The sequence below is a fragment of the Synergistaceae bacterium genome, from assembly GCA_017444345.1.
Classification (GTDB): Bacteria; Synergistota; Synergistia; order Synergistales; family Aminobacteriaceae; genus JAFUXM01.
In genome coordinates, this window is sequence record JAFSWW010000020.1 from 1 (window position 1) to 16,143 (window position 16,143).

Consider the following 16,143-nt stretch of genomic DNA (forward strand, 5'->3'; position numbering starts at 1 on the left):
GATAATTTATCCCCCGCGCAAAGTTTTTAAAAATCTTTCTTGATTCCATAATTCGCACATGATAATACATGATAATATAATACAATTAATCTTAATACTTCAAAGGAGGCATTAACACAAATGGGCATGAAAAAAATAGCTTTCATAGGAGTCGGCAGAATGGGCAAACCTATGGTAAAAAATTTATTAAAACTTGGCTTTGAAGTTCACGTTTACGCGCGGCAGATCATGAAAGTTTATGACATAATCAGCAACGGGGCAAAATATCACAGCACAATAAATGACTGTCTCAAAGAATGCGACGTAACAATTACAATGCTGGGAATTCCCAAAGATATAGAAGACGTTTATTTTATGCCTGCGGGAATATTTGACAGCGCAAAGAGGGACTCATTTATTATTGACATGACGACATCAAGCCCGACTCTTGCGAAATTATTATACGACGAGGGGATAAAACGCGGACTTCATGTTCTCGACGCGCCAGTCTCAGGAGGTGTGAATAACGCGAAAAATGCTACACTCTCAATCATGGCAGGAGGGGACTCAGAAGATTTTAAATCGTGCTTGCCTTTATTCAGGGCTATGGGAACTAATATAAATTATATGGGTTCGGCGGGAATGGGACAGCACACTAAACTAGCCAGTCAAATTTTAACCGCAGGAGCTTTGGCCGGAGTCTGTGAGGCAATGACTTACGCGCGCTATAAAGATATAGACCTGACAAAATTTTTGCGTGCAGTCTCAACAGGTGACGGGGGCTCTAAACAGTTAGATATGAATGCGCCGAAAATTTTAGATCGTGATTTCACGCCGGGATTTGCTATAAAACATTTCATAAAAGATTTATTACTTGCCATAGACGAGTCAAATAAAGACGCATTAAATCTTGATGTCCTTATTACAGTTATGAGCCACTTTAAGAAATTACAGGAAGATGGACAGGGCGAAATGGGCAGCCAGTCACTAATAAAATATTACGGCGGGTAAAACAAAAAAATCCGGGCTTGTGTGCTAATGCTTGCCCGGGCGGTTATTTTGCTTTCACGTTGATTAATTGCTGACTAAGCACTTAGAGTCTTTAAATGCCGAGCCATTAATTCTTTGCGTCTTGCTGCTGTGTTCTTATGCATTACGCCCTTTACGACTGCTTTGTCGATTATGCTTTGCGCAGTGTTGAAGCTTTTTACTGCATCGTCCTTATTTCCTGACTGTACAGCTTCGAGAAGTCTTTTAACGGCTGTCTTGCATTGTGATGTCCAGTGCTTATTATATAACCTGTTTCGTTCGGCTATATGGACTCTTCGTTCTGCGGATTTCTTGTTAGGCATAAAATATTACTCTCCTGAATAATTAATTAAATTATTTATTATATTGCTAATAAATTATGCCGGAGGGGAGACTCGAACTCCCACAGAGTTGCCCCCGGCGGATTTTGAGTCCGCTGCGTCTACCATTCCGCCACTCCGGCAAGAAATACAATGCATAAAATACACTGTGAATTCTAATTTGTCAAATGCGCTGTAAAAATTTTACTCAAGCAAAGTGAGTTAATTAATAAATTGCGACTATAATATTAATTAATTTCACACGAGTATAAATAAGGGAGAAATTATTTAATGCGAGAAAATTATTTAATGCGAAAAATTTATATATTAGCTGCGATCTTATTTGCTTTACCCGTATATGCTGCTGAGATCCCCCGCGCTGATTTGGACGAGGCCGAGCGATATTTTAATAATGCCTATGTTCATTTTATGAGGCGGGATTACAGAGAAGCACAAATTTATTTAGATCATGCTATTCAAGAAAATACTTACATGGTAGATTATTATATGCTTAGTGCGTTAAATTTAAACAGGCTCGGCGATATAGAAGGCTCAATGTCTGCGCTAAGAAATTTTATAGAAGTCAGGCCGCTTGACGAGTCAGCACCCAGAATCGGACGAAATTTTACCGAACTTAATGACACCTTGCGCACAGTACTGGGAACTGCTCCCGTTCCTGTAAATTGGAGATCTGCACAATCTACTGTCCAAACTGAATGGAATACGGGCTGGGTTCGTCCGTTCAGCATTAAGGGCATGGGCAAAATAAAATCACTCGGCGGGACAGTCTGCATTCCTGACACATTCGGCGATGAGATTTATATACATCAGGGCTCAAATTCGGGAGTCTTAAACGCTTTCACCGGAGCAAATGATTTCAAGCGCGTTGAAGTCCCTCAGCCTGTAATAGCCTTCCCAATGGGTGACGGGACATTTTTAATATTTACTGCGAACGGCGATATTTATCACATTGAGAATTTAAACGAGAGAGCAGCGGCTGATTTTTCCTCACAGACTGAAACACTCGCAGTAACTGACGCAGAATTAATCTCGGCAAATCAATTCGCACTTGCTGACCCCGTCGAACGCTGTATAATTTTTTATGACATGAATACATTTAATCCCGTAATGCGCTGGTTTCCGCCGGAAATGTCAGGAGATTTATTATTTGAGCCCGTTGCTATTGAACGTTATGCGGACTGGCTTGCGATTGCTGACAGGGCGAACTCAAGAATTTATGTATTGAATATTACCAGCCGTGAATTTTTTGCGATTAACAGCGTGCAATTGCCTAGAGATTTAATCTGGTCATCACTGGGCGAATTATTTATACTGAACGAGAACGGAGAAATTTATAATTACGTCATAGATTTCGGCACCCGGAGCTATGCTAACAGGAATTCAGGCGCATTATATACAGGCTTGAATAATATATGGTCATTCTTTCATTCACCTGAAGGCGATATTATTTGCTTAGATATGGGAGCTTCAATGTTGTATAAATCTTTAATGATTCCCGCGCGTGAAGAAGTACCCGGCTATTTAAGCATTTATAATCCCGTCATGGCCACTAACACGGAAAATCGAGAAAGTTTTATTATCGACGCAACTTTTATGTCGCCCTTCATGAGTTATGCGAATAATACAAGAACTGTAGCCCACGCAGCTTGGAATAACCGCACAATGAGATGTAATGTAATTTGGCAGAGACCGGGCAATTTTGACGCTTTATTTATTCACGGAGCAATTCCAAGGGGGCAGATTCTCCCGTTAAATTTACGTCCTGCACAAGTCAGACGGGGGAGCGATATAAGTTCTGTGATTCCTTCATTCTGGCTGCTGCATAAATCTACACTCACAAATATAATAATTGACTCGTCAATTTCTTTTACTATGGACGATATGATGACTCTATTAAAATTTTGCATGATGAACGGGCTTGAGCTTGATATTTATGCGCGTGAGATTCCTTCTTTGAGTCTTACTCGTGCGAGTGCTTTTACAGGCGGCAAGACAATTTATTCACTAAGAAACTCTATAGAATTACCCGTAAAGCGTACACACATGCAAGTGCAAATTCCTTTACCCGTTGAATTATCTTCGTCAGGTTATCCGGGGCGTTCAATGCTGGGATTATATCTTGACGCGGGAATGATTCAATCAAGAGCTTGGATGCCTTTATGGCCTGATATGTTCACACGTTAAAAATCTGTGCGGCGTGGAATCTCGTTCTCGGGCGGGCGGGTGGGAGGAATCAGGGAAGTGCGGGGAATAAATTAATGCATGTTGTGAGCTATAAATAAAAATAAAAAATAAATTCCCCCCGGCTTTGTTATGAGTCAGGGGGAATATTTTATACTTTCTTGTTATCTTGTTATCTGGTAAATTTGCCCGTCTAAATCAATATCAAGCAAGTTAGACTCTTTAGTGTTGATATTTGCAAGATCGTCTAATTTAAATTTTCCGTGAATCTTCCCGGCCTGCTTAAAATCTTTCAGCGAGTAAATTGTGCCTTCTTCTTCAGTGAATAAAATCAAATTTTTATCGTCCTTCACCGCGTCAATAAAGACAAATGCAATATCATTTTTGCGAGTAACTCCTTCAAGCGGCCATTTCTCAACAAAAAATTTTATTTGCTCGTCCGTTAATTTTTTATTCTCCGGATAAACTTTTGCGCCGGTTATAATTGCCTGCCTTGCTGAGACGGGCGGGACTCCATTGCGTATATAATTTAAGTACTCGGCGGGATCTACTGACATTGCGGAATTCACGCGCGATTTTATTTCAGGATTTGAGTCTTCTGATAAAATCTCTAAAACTTTATTCCCATATCGGCCAAGATTGAATCTCGTATAAGTATAGTCAAATTCTTCGGGCTTAATTTGTCCTGAATGCAGCCTGTCAGCTTGATTATATGCTGCGAGCCGTGAAGGATCTAATAACGGCGAATTCATGAGAATAATTATCAGCGTCATAATAATTACAGATACAATATTTACTCGTCCTATAGATTGCGGCCATTTCCTGAATAATACTGCACCTGCATAGCCTAGTCCCACGATTCCGGTTATTACAGTCAAGAAAAATGCTTGTATTCTATCAGTTGAGAGTCCGTACTGCTCGACTCTGAGTCCCACTGAATATAAACAAAGTCCTGTATAAATCGGCAGGCACAATAAAGCAACTTGCGCAAGAATATCTATAGATTTTGTCCTGAAAGCAGATTTAACGCCGTCAAGCCAGCAAGCATTAGCAAGAATTATAGTTCCGAATTGCAATAACAGCATTAACGTACTTGCTTGGCCTGTGCTCCATAAAGTTTTTAGCCCTGAATAAGGCAGACACACGAGAAATATTACAGATAGAATCGAGAAAAAAGGAAGCAGCCACGCCAGAACTGACAAAATCCACCGGCCAAGTGAGTCAATTCCCGGGTGCTTTATTGCTACTGATATGGAAATCGCTATTATTATGCTCGTCAAAGTTACTGCTGTTAATGGATTGAATACTAAAACCGGTATTTTTTCGAGTCCTACAATGTAAAATAATAGCCCCGCTGTTACAAGCAAGCCCCAGAAGACTGCTATAACAATTGCCGCCTGAAATAACAAAAATAAATTCCTGCATAACTGAAAGAATATATCAGAATAGGGAATCTCCCAGCTCCACGCCGCTATTCTCGTCTGAAAATATGGGATTAACAAGAATACGGCCATGCTCACACGAATTAAATCGGAATTCTGCGACGGCACATAATAAAATCCCGTACCCGGCGAATAAATTGACCAGAGTCTATAAAGCCATAATATAATTAGCGCAAGAGTCAGCCAGCCCAGAAGACTAAATAAACGCCTCCCCCAGTGTTCCTGTGAGAGCCAGAAGACAAACGGAACTATAAATATTACAGTCAGAGGCATACACCTTATTAGGCCGGCAGGCACGATTATATAAATTCCCAGTAATAAGCCCTGAATTAACGCAGAAACTATAATCCATAAATAACGCTTTTTGTCTGTACTGGTCATGATTTACCGCGAATAATTATATTTTATGCCGCCCTCTATAGGCTTAGGAAGAGTCCTAGATGATAGAACCGCGCTGCCCTTGCTTAATTTTACAGTGTTCAGAGTCAAAGGCAAAGGAAATTTATTTAGATCCACTAATGGCTGAATTCTTGATAGTGCTTTATTCGTAATATAATCGGGCAAATCGAGTCTATTTATTTTCACTAGGGGATTATCAAGCCATAATTCTTTATGCTTCACAATTTTTAATTTGCTTGTTATGTCAATTAATATATCAAGCTCCATAAATCCCGCTTTAGCAGTGTAATAACCCTTCCCGCTTAAGCCTGAAGGATTTATCTTGAGTGATACGTCATGCCATTGTCCGTCGCCCTTGCCGAAAGTTTTATCCTCGATTGATTTATTAATGTCGCTCTCTAAAATTGTCCCGGTTGCTAGGACTTGTAACGCGTCTTTACATTCGACATTGCCGGATTTCCAGTTAGCAGGCTCGTTAAATTGTACACCCTTCATTCTGAAAGTTAGATTTGCGAGTCTCAACTTGTCAATATGAACTCCCTTAAGATCCATATATATATCGTGAAACATTCCCGTTGAATCGGGCTTATCAGATATAATTAATAGTGCTTTCTCAGGCTTGAATTTCTTGACGTAAAAATTTAGCAGGTCTTGAACTTCATCGGCGCAAGACTGGGACGCAAATAATAAAGTAATCGCTATGACAATAAAAAATTTAAATCTTTGCTTCATAATTATATAATTCTCCCGTTAAAAAATTTTGTCTCATGCAATATTATATAAGCGATTAACAATTTTTGTGAGAATTCAAACATGAAAATTTTTCGAGTCATATAATTTTCTGTGAATAAATTTATAAATCTGCTCCATACTTCATAATAATACATTACCCGCCCGCACATGCAAAAAATTCTCTCGTATAATATGCATAAAAATTTTTGTGCGTAAAAGAGTGAAATTTTTTGAGTAACAGCGATTTATACAACGAGATAAAGAATTCTCTTGACATAGTAGACATTATAGGCGAAAAAGTTAACCTCCGCCGGACTGGTCAGGGCTTCACGGGCTTATGTCCATTTCACAGCGAGAAGACTCCTTCTTTTCACGTATGGCCGGAGACTCAGAGTTATTACTGTTTCGGCTGTCATGAGGGCGGAAATATTTTCACGTTCATAATGAAGACTGAAGGCTTGAATTATCACGAGGCTTTAGAGTTCCTTGCGTCAAGAGCAGGCATAAAAATTAACTCTCGCAAAATCACAAAATCGCGGGATTTATACGACATTATGAATTTAACGGCAAAATTTTACGCAAATAATCTCGTAAGCAATCAGGGCATTACAGCACGAGCCTATATGAAGCGCAGAAATTTATCAGAAAACGACATAAATAATTTTTCGCTCGGTTATAGCTTGAACTCATGGGACTCGCTCGTAAATTATTTAAGAAAAAATAATATCCCCGATAAAATTATAGTTGACTCTGGGCTGGCTCTTAATGGCAGGACGGGAATTTATGACAGATTCAGGGGGCGGCTTATATTCCCCGTTAAAGACATTTCAGGCAGGATTATTGCGTTCGGCGGGCGAATCGTTGACGGTGAAGGAGTCAAATATATTAACTCACCTGAAAGCGAAATTTACAGCAAACGGAAAAATTTATATTTACTAGACATTGCGCGGAAATCAATACGAGAAAAGGGCCGGGCAATCTTAGTTGAAGGCTATATGGATGCTTTGAGACTTCATAAATGCGGCTTTAATGAGTCAGTTGCTTCACTGGGAACTTCTTTAACGAGCGAGCAGGCCGAACTATTAAAGCGATTTGCTGACAGGTGCTATATTTGCTACGACAATGACCCCGCCGGAATAAATGCGACGATTCGAGGGATGTATATTTTGCAGGAAAACGGCTTAGACGTGAGAGTTATTAATTTACAGGGCGACTCAAAAGATCCCGACGAGTTTTTATCACGTAATTCACCGGAAAATTTCGAGCAGGCTATAAAGAACGCCAAACCGTTAATAATTTATCATGTTGACTCACTAAGAAACGCGCTTAATGACCCGGCGACCCGTAAATCCGCGCTCAAAGAATTATTTGACGGACTAGCAAGACTCGAACTTGATGACATTCTGCAATATCGAGGCACAATCAGCGAAATTACATTTATACCGCCTAGAGAACTTGAGCAGAAATTAATATCTCTACGCAATCAAGGCAATCAAGAAAGCAGCAATAAAAATTTTTCGCAGATAACTCACAAAATAACCCCGCAAATAATACGTGATTCAAATAATAATATTCTTGAGGCTGGACTCTGCTGGCTGTTAATGCATGATATGGAGTGCAGATTAAATATAAATCCTGAAGAAATCTTTAAAATTTTTAGCGATGAGACGGCGCAGGAAATAGCACTGGCAGTCTTAACAAGTAATCCCGACGAGCTGGAATCTTTATGGCTATCACTGGGAGATTTCGAGAAGACAAATTTTTTATCACGGGGCGAGGAGTTTTGCAGACAAATTGACGGGGAGATTTCCGAAAAATGGAATAAAATTTATAATAATATAAATCGCAAATTGACAGTTCACAGACTAAACGAGATAAAGGCAAAATTACGGCAGGGCCAAGCAACGAGCAGCGAATTACAGGAATTGAGCGAACTTCAGAAAATGCGCGATCAATATATAATATAAAAAAGGGGTGTCCTAATCTGAACGAGATAAAAAAATTAGCTTTATATACGGCTGACAGGTTAACTGCTTCAATGAACGGCTTAATTTTCAGGACTCAGCGCGATGACTTTACGGGCTTAAATGCACATCTTGAGATAACCGGCGAAAATCCCCGAGTCGTGGGCTTGAGAGTCTGTATTTCAGAAGAGTCCGAGAAATCTTCACGCGGCTATATAATTTCAGGCGATACAGAAATTGCGGCGTATTGGCTGCAGCATTCTTTACCGGTCGTAATAATGCTATATGAACGTGAAAGCAAAAAAATTTTTTATGAATCAGTCAGCACTGAAAATTTAGAAATAGCCGGCCGTAAATGGGAGCTTGTTATTCCCTATGAGAAAGAATATAACGGAGAAAACGCGGCGCAGGAAATCAAAAATTTAACTTGCACGAGTCCATATTTAGCGAGATTAGCACTTGACAAGGCACTAATTGAATTAATCAATCAGGGGCAGGAAATTTTTTTAGAGCTCGACGAATGGATTAATCAGCCCTCTTCACGCGGGAATCTGCGAATTTGCATAACAGGTCATGACTCTGAACAAGTCTATCAATGGCCGTTTGACATAAACCCTGATATACCGCAAGTTTTAAGATTGCCGGAATTATTCCCGTGGGCTGAGATTTCAATAGACGAAGAATTTTACAGCGCGAAAAATTTTCATGATTTTGACTCGAATCTTTTAGCACCGTATATAATTGAGTCCGGAGAAATTGCGCGATTTAGATTTAAGCTCGAATTAAATTCACTGGGTAAATCTTTCTTGATTGCCGAGCCTTATATTTGCCGGGGGATCTTCCCGACTATGAATCAGCAAAATATTTCATACGGGAGCGAATACGAGTCGGGCCTAAAATTTCAGTTATACAGGAAAATTTGAGAAATTTTGAGTCAGAAAATTTTGACGGGGTATTTATTGCGCATGATTGAGTCTTTGATATTACTGCTCGCTAAAATTTCCGGTGCATTGTTAGAGTCCTGACGAATTAATATAATACCGGGTGAGGGCGTAATTTTGCGTGATAATTTAATAGCCCGTTCGCTGCCAGTTATCATAAATGCTGTAGCGAGCCCGTCAGCTAGACTCCCGTCCGGTGTAATAATAGTAACTGATAATAAATCGCTCTGAATAGATTCGCCTGTCTTAGGGTCAAAGAAATGCGAGAATCTCTTCCCGTCAATAATTTTATAGCGTTCGTAATTTCCTGAAGTAATCACAGCCGAGTCTCTCACACTCAAGACAAGCGCGGGACTTCCTGAAGGTTCGAGGGGGTCTCTTACTCCGATATTCCATTTTTGCCCGTCATTCTTGAGTCCTATCGCGTAAATATTCCCGCCGAGATCTATAATTCCCGATTTAACGCCGCGAGTCTTTAACATGTCAGAAATTTTTTCGCTCGCAAAACCCTTAGCAATTCCGCCGAGATCCAGCACGCAGCCTCTTCCCCGCAAAAAAATAGAATTCTCGTTATCGTTGATTTCTAGATTATTAATATCGCTTAAATTTATGGCAATATCAAGACTTTCACGAGACGGCAGAATTTTATCACCCGTGTTAATTTTCCATAAACGAGTAACAGCCCCGATTAACGGATTAAAGACTCCTTCTGTGAGGTCATATAATTTGCGTGAGGCTTTAACAACTTCTATTACTTCATGTGAGGTGGAAAATTTTTTTTGCCCAGATAAAATATTTATCTGCGAAATGTCGGACGATTTATTATACATTGATAATTCATTATCGAGCCTAGCAAGCAATTTATAAGCATCGTCAAGTAAATTATTATCTCGTGAGTAAATCATGATTCTTATAATAGTATTCATAGCAAAGCCGGTTTTCTCCTGTTCAGGAATTGGCGCAACATATAACGAGAAAATCCCGGCCAAGATTAAGAGTGAAGATATAAAAATTTTCCGTCGCATTATATAATTTCTCCTGTCATATAATTTATATTATTATACAAGCGCGATATTTTTTACGGGCAAAAGTGGATATTTTACAGCTACAAAAAGTGTTAAATTTTCCAGTTATAGCAATATATTATAGAGATAAAAAATTTTTTATGTGTAAATTTTTTTGCGTGCGGCGGGGAATAAATTTTGCGGGCGGGACTCACTATATGCGGTAGATAAATTAATTCTCTGTTGTGTATGATAATGACGCAAAATATTTCGTAAAAATTTTATAAGATGGCGGGACTCACTATATACGCTATATAAATTAATTCTCTGTTGTGTATAATAACTGCGCAAAATATTTCGTGATTATATTCTTTGCTTGCGAGTAAAAATTTTTTATCAGACTGTAAATATAATGCTTGCTTACATGTGAACGACGTAAAATATTTCGTGAAAAATTTATCATGCTGCTAAACACGAACGACTCAATTTATTTATTATATAATTATCGCAATAAATTTATTTATTATTTAACAAGGGAGCTTTTGACATGGCATATTATATAGGCGTTGACGTGGGCGGGACTAATATAAAATCAGGAATAATTGACGACTCTGGCAATATAATAAACGAGTCTTCAATACCGACCGGAGCAGACAGGCCGCAGGATGTAGTTTTGCAGGATATTTTGCAGTCAGTGAGAGAATTAATTGACTCATCAAATATTAATCCTAATGAAATAAAATCCGCAGGAGTCGGCACTCCGGGAATGATTGACTATGAAACGGGAAGCGTTATATATAATAATAATTTAGGCTGGAAAAATTTTCACATAGCAGAAAAAATGACTCAAGCACTCGGAATAAGTACGACTCTAGAAAATGACGCGGACGCAGCGGCACTCGGTGAAGTTGTTGCAGGAAGTGCTAAGGGTGCAAAAAGTGCCATGATCGTAACTCTAGGAACTGGAGTCGGAGTCGGAATCGTTCTCGATAATAAAATTTTCCGCGGCTCAGAATTCGGCCATATGGTAATACTCGAAAACGGCAGGCCGTGTAAATGCGGGCGTAGAGGCTGCTGGGAGTCATATGCTTCTGCTACAGGTTTAATAATTTCTACTATTGAGTCAGTAAATGCTAACCCCGGAAGTATTTTAGCTAAGACTTCAGAACTTGAAGGAAAAATAACGGGCCGGACTGTCTTTGATGCTGCTGAAAAGGGCTGCGAGGCCGCAAAAAATGTAATTGACGAATATATAAGTAATCTTGCTTGCGGACTTGCTAATTTAATCAACGGAATGAATCCCGAAATTATCAGCTTGGGCGGAGGAGTCGCAAATCAGGGCGAAAAATTATTAGTGCCGCTCCGCGAAAAAGTTATGTCAGAAATTTATGAGGGCTTGAGAAGTAAATCATCTAAAATAGTAGCATGTACTCTCGGCTATAAAGCGGGCTTAATCGGTGCAGCTATGGCCAGCAGGAACGAGCTAAATAATTAATGCAATTGCTAAATCATTCACGTTTGTACCGGTCGGACCCGTCATTAATAGTGCATTAACTGTCTTGAGTGCGTTATAAGAGTCGTTATTCTTGAGAGTCTCACTGATTGAAATATTTGCGGCTTTGAGTTTTGACTCCGTCTGACCGTCTACGATTCCCCCTGCTGAGTCCGTCGGCCCGTCTGTACCGTCCGAACCTAACGAGGCAATTATTACATTATCAAGTCCTGAAATTCCTTGAGCTGCTGACAAAGCAAATTCTTGATTACGTCCGCCCATTCCCTTCCCGGTTAAGTGTACGACTGTTTCACCGCCTGCAATAATTGCGCACGGAGCTTTAACGGGACGGCCAGAAAATTTTATTTCACGAGCTATTGACGCAAAGAACGCCCCTGCCTCTTTTGCCTCGCATGTCATTGTAGTAGTGAGTAATAAAGGCTCATAACCTTTTGATTTAGCTATATTGCAGGCTGCCTCGCACAAAGCTGTAACACTTCCGGTAATTACTGCAGTAACGTTATCTAATTTTTTCGGAGTCTCCTGCGCTAAAATTTTTAGTAATTCGGGCTTAATGTGTAAATCATATTTTTTTATGATTGAGAAGGCTTCTTCACTTGTTGACTCATCAGGCCAAGCGGGACCGGACGCAATACTATCGAGTCTATCTCCTAATACATCAGACAATACGACCATGAAGACTCTTGCAGGAGCGCATAATTTCGCAAATCTTCCGCCTTTGACTCCTGATAAATGCTTGCGTATAGTGTTTATCTCTACAATATCAGCCCCGCAAGCTAATAATTGATTAGTAACGTCTTTCATGTCAGCAAGAGTCACGCCCTCTGCAGGAAGTTCGAACAGTGCCGAGCCTCCGCCGCTGACTAGAAATAAAACGGTGTCATCAGGAGTTAAATTTTTAACGTGTTCGAGTAATTCACGAGTCCCCGTTAAAGTATTCTCGTCTAAAACAGGATGCCCGGCCTCAAAAATTTCAAGCCCGGGAATATTGCCCATTGAGTGAGAATATTTTGTAATGACAGCTCCGGAAATCTGCGAGCCTAAAATATCACTTGCTGACTTGGCCATTCTCCACGCTGCTTTGCCGATTGACGCGACAATTAAGCGGCCTTTATTGAGTCTTGATTGAAATTCTGAATGCTGCAGGGCCTCTTTTACGGCTGACTCAGGCAAGACGGCTTTTATTGCGTTATTAATTATCTCGTGAATGTCCTGATTTAGATCTCGCATGATTATATTAATTCTCCCGTTCATGAAAAATTTTACAAGCAATAAATAATAAAATCTCCCTGCTGAAATAATAAGCGCTCAACACTCAACAGGGAGAAAATTTATATTTCTAATATCCTAATAAACGCGGCAAAAATGCTGTTAACTCAGGCCAAACGCTTATTGCTACGAGAACTATTACATTACATAAAATATAAGGCGCAGCACCTTTAAATATATCTATAATCGGCATTCTATTAATTTTGTTACAGGCATTGAGGCACATTCCCACCGGCGGAGTTACAAGCCCTATAGCAAGTCCCGTTATCATCATCGCACCGAACTGAAGCGCGGAAATTCCAAAGTGTTCCATGACAGGCAGCATTATCGGAGTGAGTAATAATATAGCCGGGCTCACGTCTATAAATGTCCCGATTATTAATATTAACACGTCGAACATTAAGGCAATTCCTACGCGAGATACGTTCATGCTCATAAAGAAATTTGCTACAATTTCGGGGACTTTCTGAATCGTCAAAATCCATGTAAAAATTTGCGTGAATCCTATAATTAACATGACTGATGATGAAGATATCAGCGTTTTCTTTAAAGCAACCCAGACATCTTTTAATGTAAGCTCGCGATAAAGAAAGAATCCTACTAATAAACTATATAACACAGCAACTCCGGCAGATTCACTCGCTGTGCAGATACCGCCCGAGACGCACAAAACTATGAATACAGGCATTAACAGCGCGGGAATTCCTGCGAACATTGCGCCCCAGAATCTTTTTGACGAGAAGGGAATTTGTTTAGGGTGCCAGCCGTTTTTCACACTGAACCAGAAAACTAATAGAGTTTGCGAGATTCCTATTAAGATTCCCGGAACTGCTCCGGCCATGAATAATGCTCCGATTGAAGCTCCTGAGACCATCGCATAAACTACCATAGGTGTAGACGGCGGAATAATCATTCCCATTGTTGAAGACGCGACAGTTATACCGGCCGACGCGCTTTTAGGGTAGCCCTCTTTCTCCATTGCGGGAATTAATATACTTCCAAGTGCCGAAGTGTCAGCAACTGACGAGCCCGAAATACCCCCGAATATCATAGAGCCCACGACGTTAACTTCTCCGAGTCCTCCGTGTATAGGCCGCAAAATTTCCATACAAAAATCTATAATTCTTTTGGTGATCCCGCCAGTGTTCATTAATTCGCCCGCTAACATGAATAGAGGCATAGCAATCATTAACTCGCTATATACACCGTTCCAGATTCTTTGCGGCATCATCGTTAAAAACATAGGACGCACGGCAGAAAGATACGTGATACATGACGCACCTATTGAGAAAGCAAGAGGGACTCCTATAAATGCAAAAATTATTAAGCCAAGCAATAAGAATACTATTACCATTTAAAAAATTTCTCCTTCCTGTTCGTGTTCTTGAGACGCAAAATATGATAACGGAGCTTTATAATTTCTGTAAATTTTTATGAGTATACACAGCGCGCAAATTACTCCGCAGACCGGCATTATTCCATACATGTAAATCATGGGAACTTCCATTCCCTGACTTATTTGTTTGCCCATTCTCTGAGCATAAAGCCACGAATAATTAATAAATACGCAGTCAACAATTAAGACTATTAAGCCGTTAAATATGCTCATCCAGCGTTTAACAGCAGGGCGGAATTTGTCAGATAAAATTGTTATAGAAACATGCTCATCCTTCAAAACATTTATACCCATTCCCCAGAAAGTAGTAAACGCAAATAATGTTACGTTAAATTCTGATACTGACTTCCAGCTAAGAGAAAAGCAATAACGCGCTATAACCGTGAAGATTACAAGACCAGCAAGCAATCCCATAGCAAGCGCACCGATCCCAATATATAATTTCTCTAAAAAATTTTCATTATCTTTCATGATAAAAAATTTCTCCCTCGTTTAGCAAATTCGCAAATAAAAAGCGAGCCTCAAAAAAAGCCCGCCTCTTTCATTCATAAAATTTTATTTCTTTGCTCCGGCCACTATTGCAAGAATCTCATCAAGTTCGGCCTGTGTGCAAATTCCTTCTTCTAGAACTTGTTTATATACCGGCTGTGCTGCTTCTTTGAAGGCTTGTAACTCTTCAGCTGTCGGCATATAGACTTCTGCACCGCTCTTGATAATAGTCTGTCTTGCTTCTTCTGAATTCTTGTCGATTAATTCGTCGTTGTAGTCGCCCATTTCGTCAGCTGCTTTCATGATTGCCGCTCTGTACTCTTCAGGGAGTGAGTGCCACCACTCTGCATTTACGTAGAAGGGATCCGGGTGGAACTGGTAATTAACGCCTGTAAAATATTTCTGGACCTCATAGAATTTCATTCCGACGACGTTGACCCACGGATTTTCTTGGCCGTCAGCGACTCCGGTCTTGAGTGCCATATACAAATCAGCATAGGGAACTGTTGTTGTAGTTGCGCCCAGTGCTCTAAATGTCATGTCTATAGTCTTCATTCCGTTGGTGCGCATTTTGAGGCCTTGCAAGTCAGCAGGTTTCTTAATAGGGTGCTTATTCGTTGAGAATTGACGGTAACCGCCCGCATCACACAAATTAATAATTACTGTTCCTGTAGTCTTCTCGGCTTCGGCGCAGACTTTTTTAGCAAGATCACTCTTTAACAATGCTGTAACTTCCGCGCGTGTGTTCGTCAAAAATGGAAGTGTGAACATTAAGAGTCTAGGGCTGAAATCGAACTGGCCTCCGCGCATTCCCTGAGCGACTCCCTGTACAACCTGTTCGAGCATTTCTTTTTCTGTTCCGAGCTGACCATTTCCGAAAACTGTTACTTTTACATGGCCGTCCGTTAATTTCTCGACATCTGCTGCAAATTTTTCCATTGAGACATAACGCGGGTTGCCTTCAGGCTGGGCATGTCCGACAATCATCTCATAATCAGCAGCAAAAGCACTCACGCATGATAACACAAGCGCACTTACACAAACTAGAGTTAAAAACTTTCTCATTAAAAAATTTCCTCCCATAAAATAAAATATTAAAAATTTTGGACTTGTAAAAAGTATATCATGTCATCAAATTTTATTAACTCGCAATTTATACGAGTCTATATGCTAGAATATTTCACGCGATATATTTATTCTCGCAAAAAAAAATTTCACGCAATCACAATAAACACAGCAAATTATGAGCTTATATATTTAGAATATTTCACGCGGTATATTTATTCAGGCAAAAAAAAATTTCTCGCAATAATAATAACACACAGCAAATTACGAGCTTATACGCTAGAATATTTCACGCGGTATATTTATTCAGGCAAAAAAAAATTTCTCGCAATAATAATAACACACAGCAAATTACGAGCTTATACGCTAGAATATTTCACGCGGTATATTTATTCAGGC

The 16,143-nt window shown here is 39.8% G+C and carries 14 protein-coding genes and 1 tRNA gene; 6 read left to right on the forward strand and 9 right to left on the reverse strand.

Annotated elements, in window-relative coordinates:
- Window positions 1–120: 120 nt before the first annotated feature.
- Window positions 121–990, forward strand: a complete 870-nt coding sequence (locus tag IJS99_01055; GenBank protein ID MBQ7560408.1) for an NAD(P)-dependent oxidoreductase — start codon at window positions 121–123, stop codon at window positions 988–990.
- Window positions 991–1,064: 74 nt separating this feature from the next.
- Here the strand turns inward: IJS99_01055 and IJS99_01060 are convergent, their stop codons facing one another.
- Together IJS99_01060 and IJS99_01065 are read right to left on the reverse strand one after the other, a co-directional pair.
- Window positions 1,065–1,331 (reverse strand): 30S ribosomal protein S20, encoded by a 267-nt coding sequence (locus IJS99_01060; GenBank protein MBQ7560409.1) that lies wholly within the window; start codon window positions 1,329–1,331, stop codon window positions 1,065–1,067.
- 57 nt (window positions 1,332–1,388) lie between these two features.
- Window positions 1,389–1,471: transfer RNA gene (locus IJS99_01065), tRNA-Leu, on the reverse strand.
- Window positions 1,472–1,619: 148 nt separating this feature from the next.
- On the opposite strand from IJS99_01065, the gene IJS99_01070 reads away from it, so the two are divergent.
- Window positions 1,620–3,533 (forward strand): tetratricopeptide repeat protein, encoded by a 1,914-nt coding sequence (locus tag IJS99_01070; GenBank protein ID MBQ7560410.1) that lies wholly within the window; start codon window positions 1,620–1,622, stop codon window positions 3,531–3,533.
- A 161-nt stretch (window positions 3,534–3,694) separates the two neighbouring features.
- Here the strand turns inward: IJS99_01070 and IJS99_01075 are convergent, their stop codons facing one another.
- Together IJS99_01075 and IJS99_01080 are read right to left on the reverse strand one after the other, a co-directional pair.
- Complete coding sequence (locus IJS99_01075) at window positions 3,695–5,353, reverse strand: DUF4153 domain-containing protein (GenBank protein MBQ7560411.1); 1,659 nt, start codon at window positions 5,351–5,353, stop codon at window positions 3,695–3,697.
- 3 nt (window positions 5,354–5,356) lie between these two features.
- A complete protein-coding gene (locus IJS99_01080) occupies window positions 5,357–6,103 on the reverse strand; it encodes a DUF2993 domain-containing protein (GenBank protein MBQ7560412.1) in 747 nt (248 codons plus the stop codon).
- A gap of 230 nt (window positions 6,104–6,333) precedes the next feature.
- Here IJS99_01080 and IJS99_01085 point away from each other — a divergent pair, with 230 nt between their 5' ends.
- The gene (locus IJS99_01085) at window positions 6,334–8,070 is read left to right on the forward strand and encodes a DNA primase (protein MBQ7560413.1); all 1,737 of its coding nucleotides are present in this window, start codon (window positions 6,334–6,336) and stop codon (window positions 8,068–8,070) included.
- A 71-nt stretch (window positions 8,071–8,141) separates the two neighbouring features.
- Window positions 8,142–8,990: a DUF4365 domain-containing protein gene (locus IJS99_01090; protein MBQ7560414.1), complete on the forward strand. Its 849-nt coding sequence runs from the start codon at window positions 8,142–8,144 to the stop codon at window positions 8,988–8,990.
- Between the two features lie 11 nt (window positions 8,991–9,001).
- Here IJS99_01090 and IJS99_01095 read toward each other — a convergent pair whose 3' ends face one another.
- Window positions 9,002–10,033 (reverse strand): FAD:protein FMN transferase, encoded by a 1,032-nt coding sequence (locus tag IJS99_01095; GenBank protein MBQ7560415.1) that lies wholly within the window; start codon window positions 10,031–10,033, stop codon window positions 9,002–9,004.
- Between the two features lie 526 nt (window positions 10,034–10,559).
- Between IJS99_01095 and IJS99_01100 the strand changes: the two genes are divergently transcribed.
- A complete protein-coding gene (locus IJS99_01100) occupies window positions 10,560–11,507 on the forward strand; it encodes an ROK family protein (protein MBQ7560416.1) in 948 nt (315 codons plus the stop codon).
- Here IJS99_01100 and IJS99_01105 read toward each other — a convergent pair.
- The 4 genes from IJS99_01105 to IJS99_01120 all read right to left on the reverse strand — a co-directional run bounded on the left by IJS99_01105 (window position 11,496) and on the right by IJS99_01120 (window position 15,744).
- A complete protein-coding gene (locus IJS99_01105; GenBank protein ID MBQ7560417.1) occupies window positions 11,496–12,755 on the reverse strand; it encodes a glycerate kinase in 1,260 nt (419 codons plus the stop codon). The genes IJS99_01100 and IJS99_01105 overlap by 12 nt on opposite strands.
- Before the next feature lie 109 nt (window positions 12,756–12,864).
- A complete protein-coding gene (locus tag IJS99_01110; protein MBQ7560418.1) occupies window positions 12,865–14,148 on the reverse strand; it encodes a TRAP transporter large permease in 1,284 nt (427 codons plus the stop codon).
- Window positions 14,149–14,661 (reverse strand): TRAP transporter small permease, encoded by a 513-nt coding sequence (locus tag IJS99_01115; GenBank protein ID MBQ7560419.1) that lies wholly within the window; start codon window positions 14,659–14,661, stop codon window positions 14,149–14,151.
- An 84-nt stretch (window positions 14,662–14,745) separates the two neighbouring features.
- On the reverse strand, window positions 14,746–15,744 hold the full coding sequence (locus IJS99_01120; protein ID MBQ7560420.1) for a TRAP transporter substrate-binding protein: 999 nt from the start codon (window positions 15,742–15,744) through the stop codon (window positions 14,746–14,748).
- Window positions 15,745–15,804: 60 nt separating this feature from the next.
- On the opposite strand from IJS99_01120, the gene IJS99_01125 reads away from it, so the two are divergent.
- Window positions 15,805–16,143 (forward strand): hypothetical protein (locus IJS99_01125; protein MBQ7560421.1); only part of this gene is annotated, 339 nt, incomplete at its 3' end.

Coding starts and splice junctions, on each gene's coding strand:
- IJS99_01095 (MBQ7560415.1), bottom strand. CDS start 10,033: ATGCGACGGAAAATTTTTATATCTTCACTCTTAATCTTGGCCGGGATT.
- IJS99_01120 (MBQ7560420.1), bottom strand. CDS start 15,744: ATGAGAAAGTTTTTAACTCTAGTTTGTGTAAGTGCGCTTGTGTTATCA.
- IJS99_01090 (MBQ7560414.1), top strand. CDS start 8,142: ATGAACGGCTTAATTTTCAGGACTCAGCGCGATGACTTTACGGGCTTA.
- IJS99_01070 (MBQ7560410.1), top strand. CDS start 1,620: ATGCGAGAAAATTATTTAATGCGAAAAATTTATATATTAGCTGCGATC.
- IJS99_01055 (MBQ7560408.1), top strand. CDS start 121: ATGGGCATGAAAAAAATAGCTTTCATAGGAGTCGGCAGAATGGGCAAA.
- IJS99_01115 (MBQ7560419.1), bottom strand. CDS start 14,661: ATGAAAGATAATGAAAATTTTTTAGAGAAATTATATATTGGGATCGGT.
- IJS99_01060 (MBQ7560409.1), bottom strand. CDS start 1,331: ATGCCTAACAAGAAATCCGCAGAACGAAGAGTCCATATAGCCGAACGA.
- IJS99_01105 (MBQ7560417.1), bottom strand. CDS start 12,755: ATGCGAGATCTAAATCAGGACATTCACGAGATAATTAATAACGCAATA.
- IJS99_01075 (MBQ7560411.1), bottom strand. CDS start 5,353: ATGACCAGTACAGACAAAAAGCGTTATTTATGGATTATAGTTTCTGCG.
- IJS99_01110 (MBQ7560418.1), bottom strand. CDS start 14,148: ATGGTAATAGTATTCTTATTGCTTGGCTTAATAATTTTTGCATTTATA.
- IJS99_01080 (MBQ7560412.1), bottom strand. CDS start 6,103: ATGAAGCAAAGATTTAAATTTTTTATTGTCATAGCGATTACTTTATTA.
- IJS99_01100 (MBQ7560416.1), top strand. CDS start 10,560: ATGGCATATTATATAGGCGTTGACGTGGGCGGGACTAATATAAAATCA.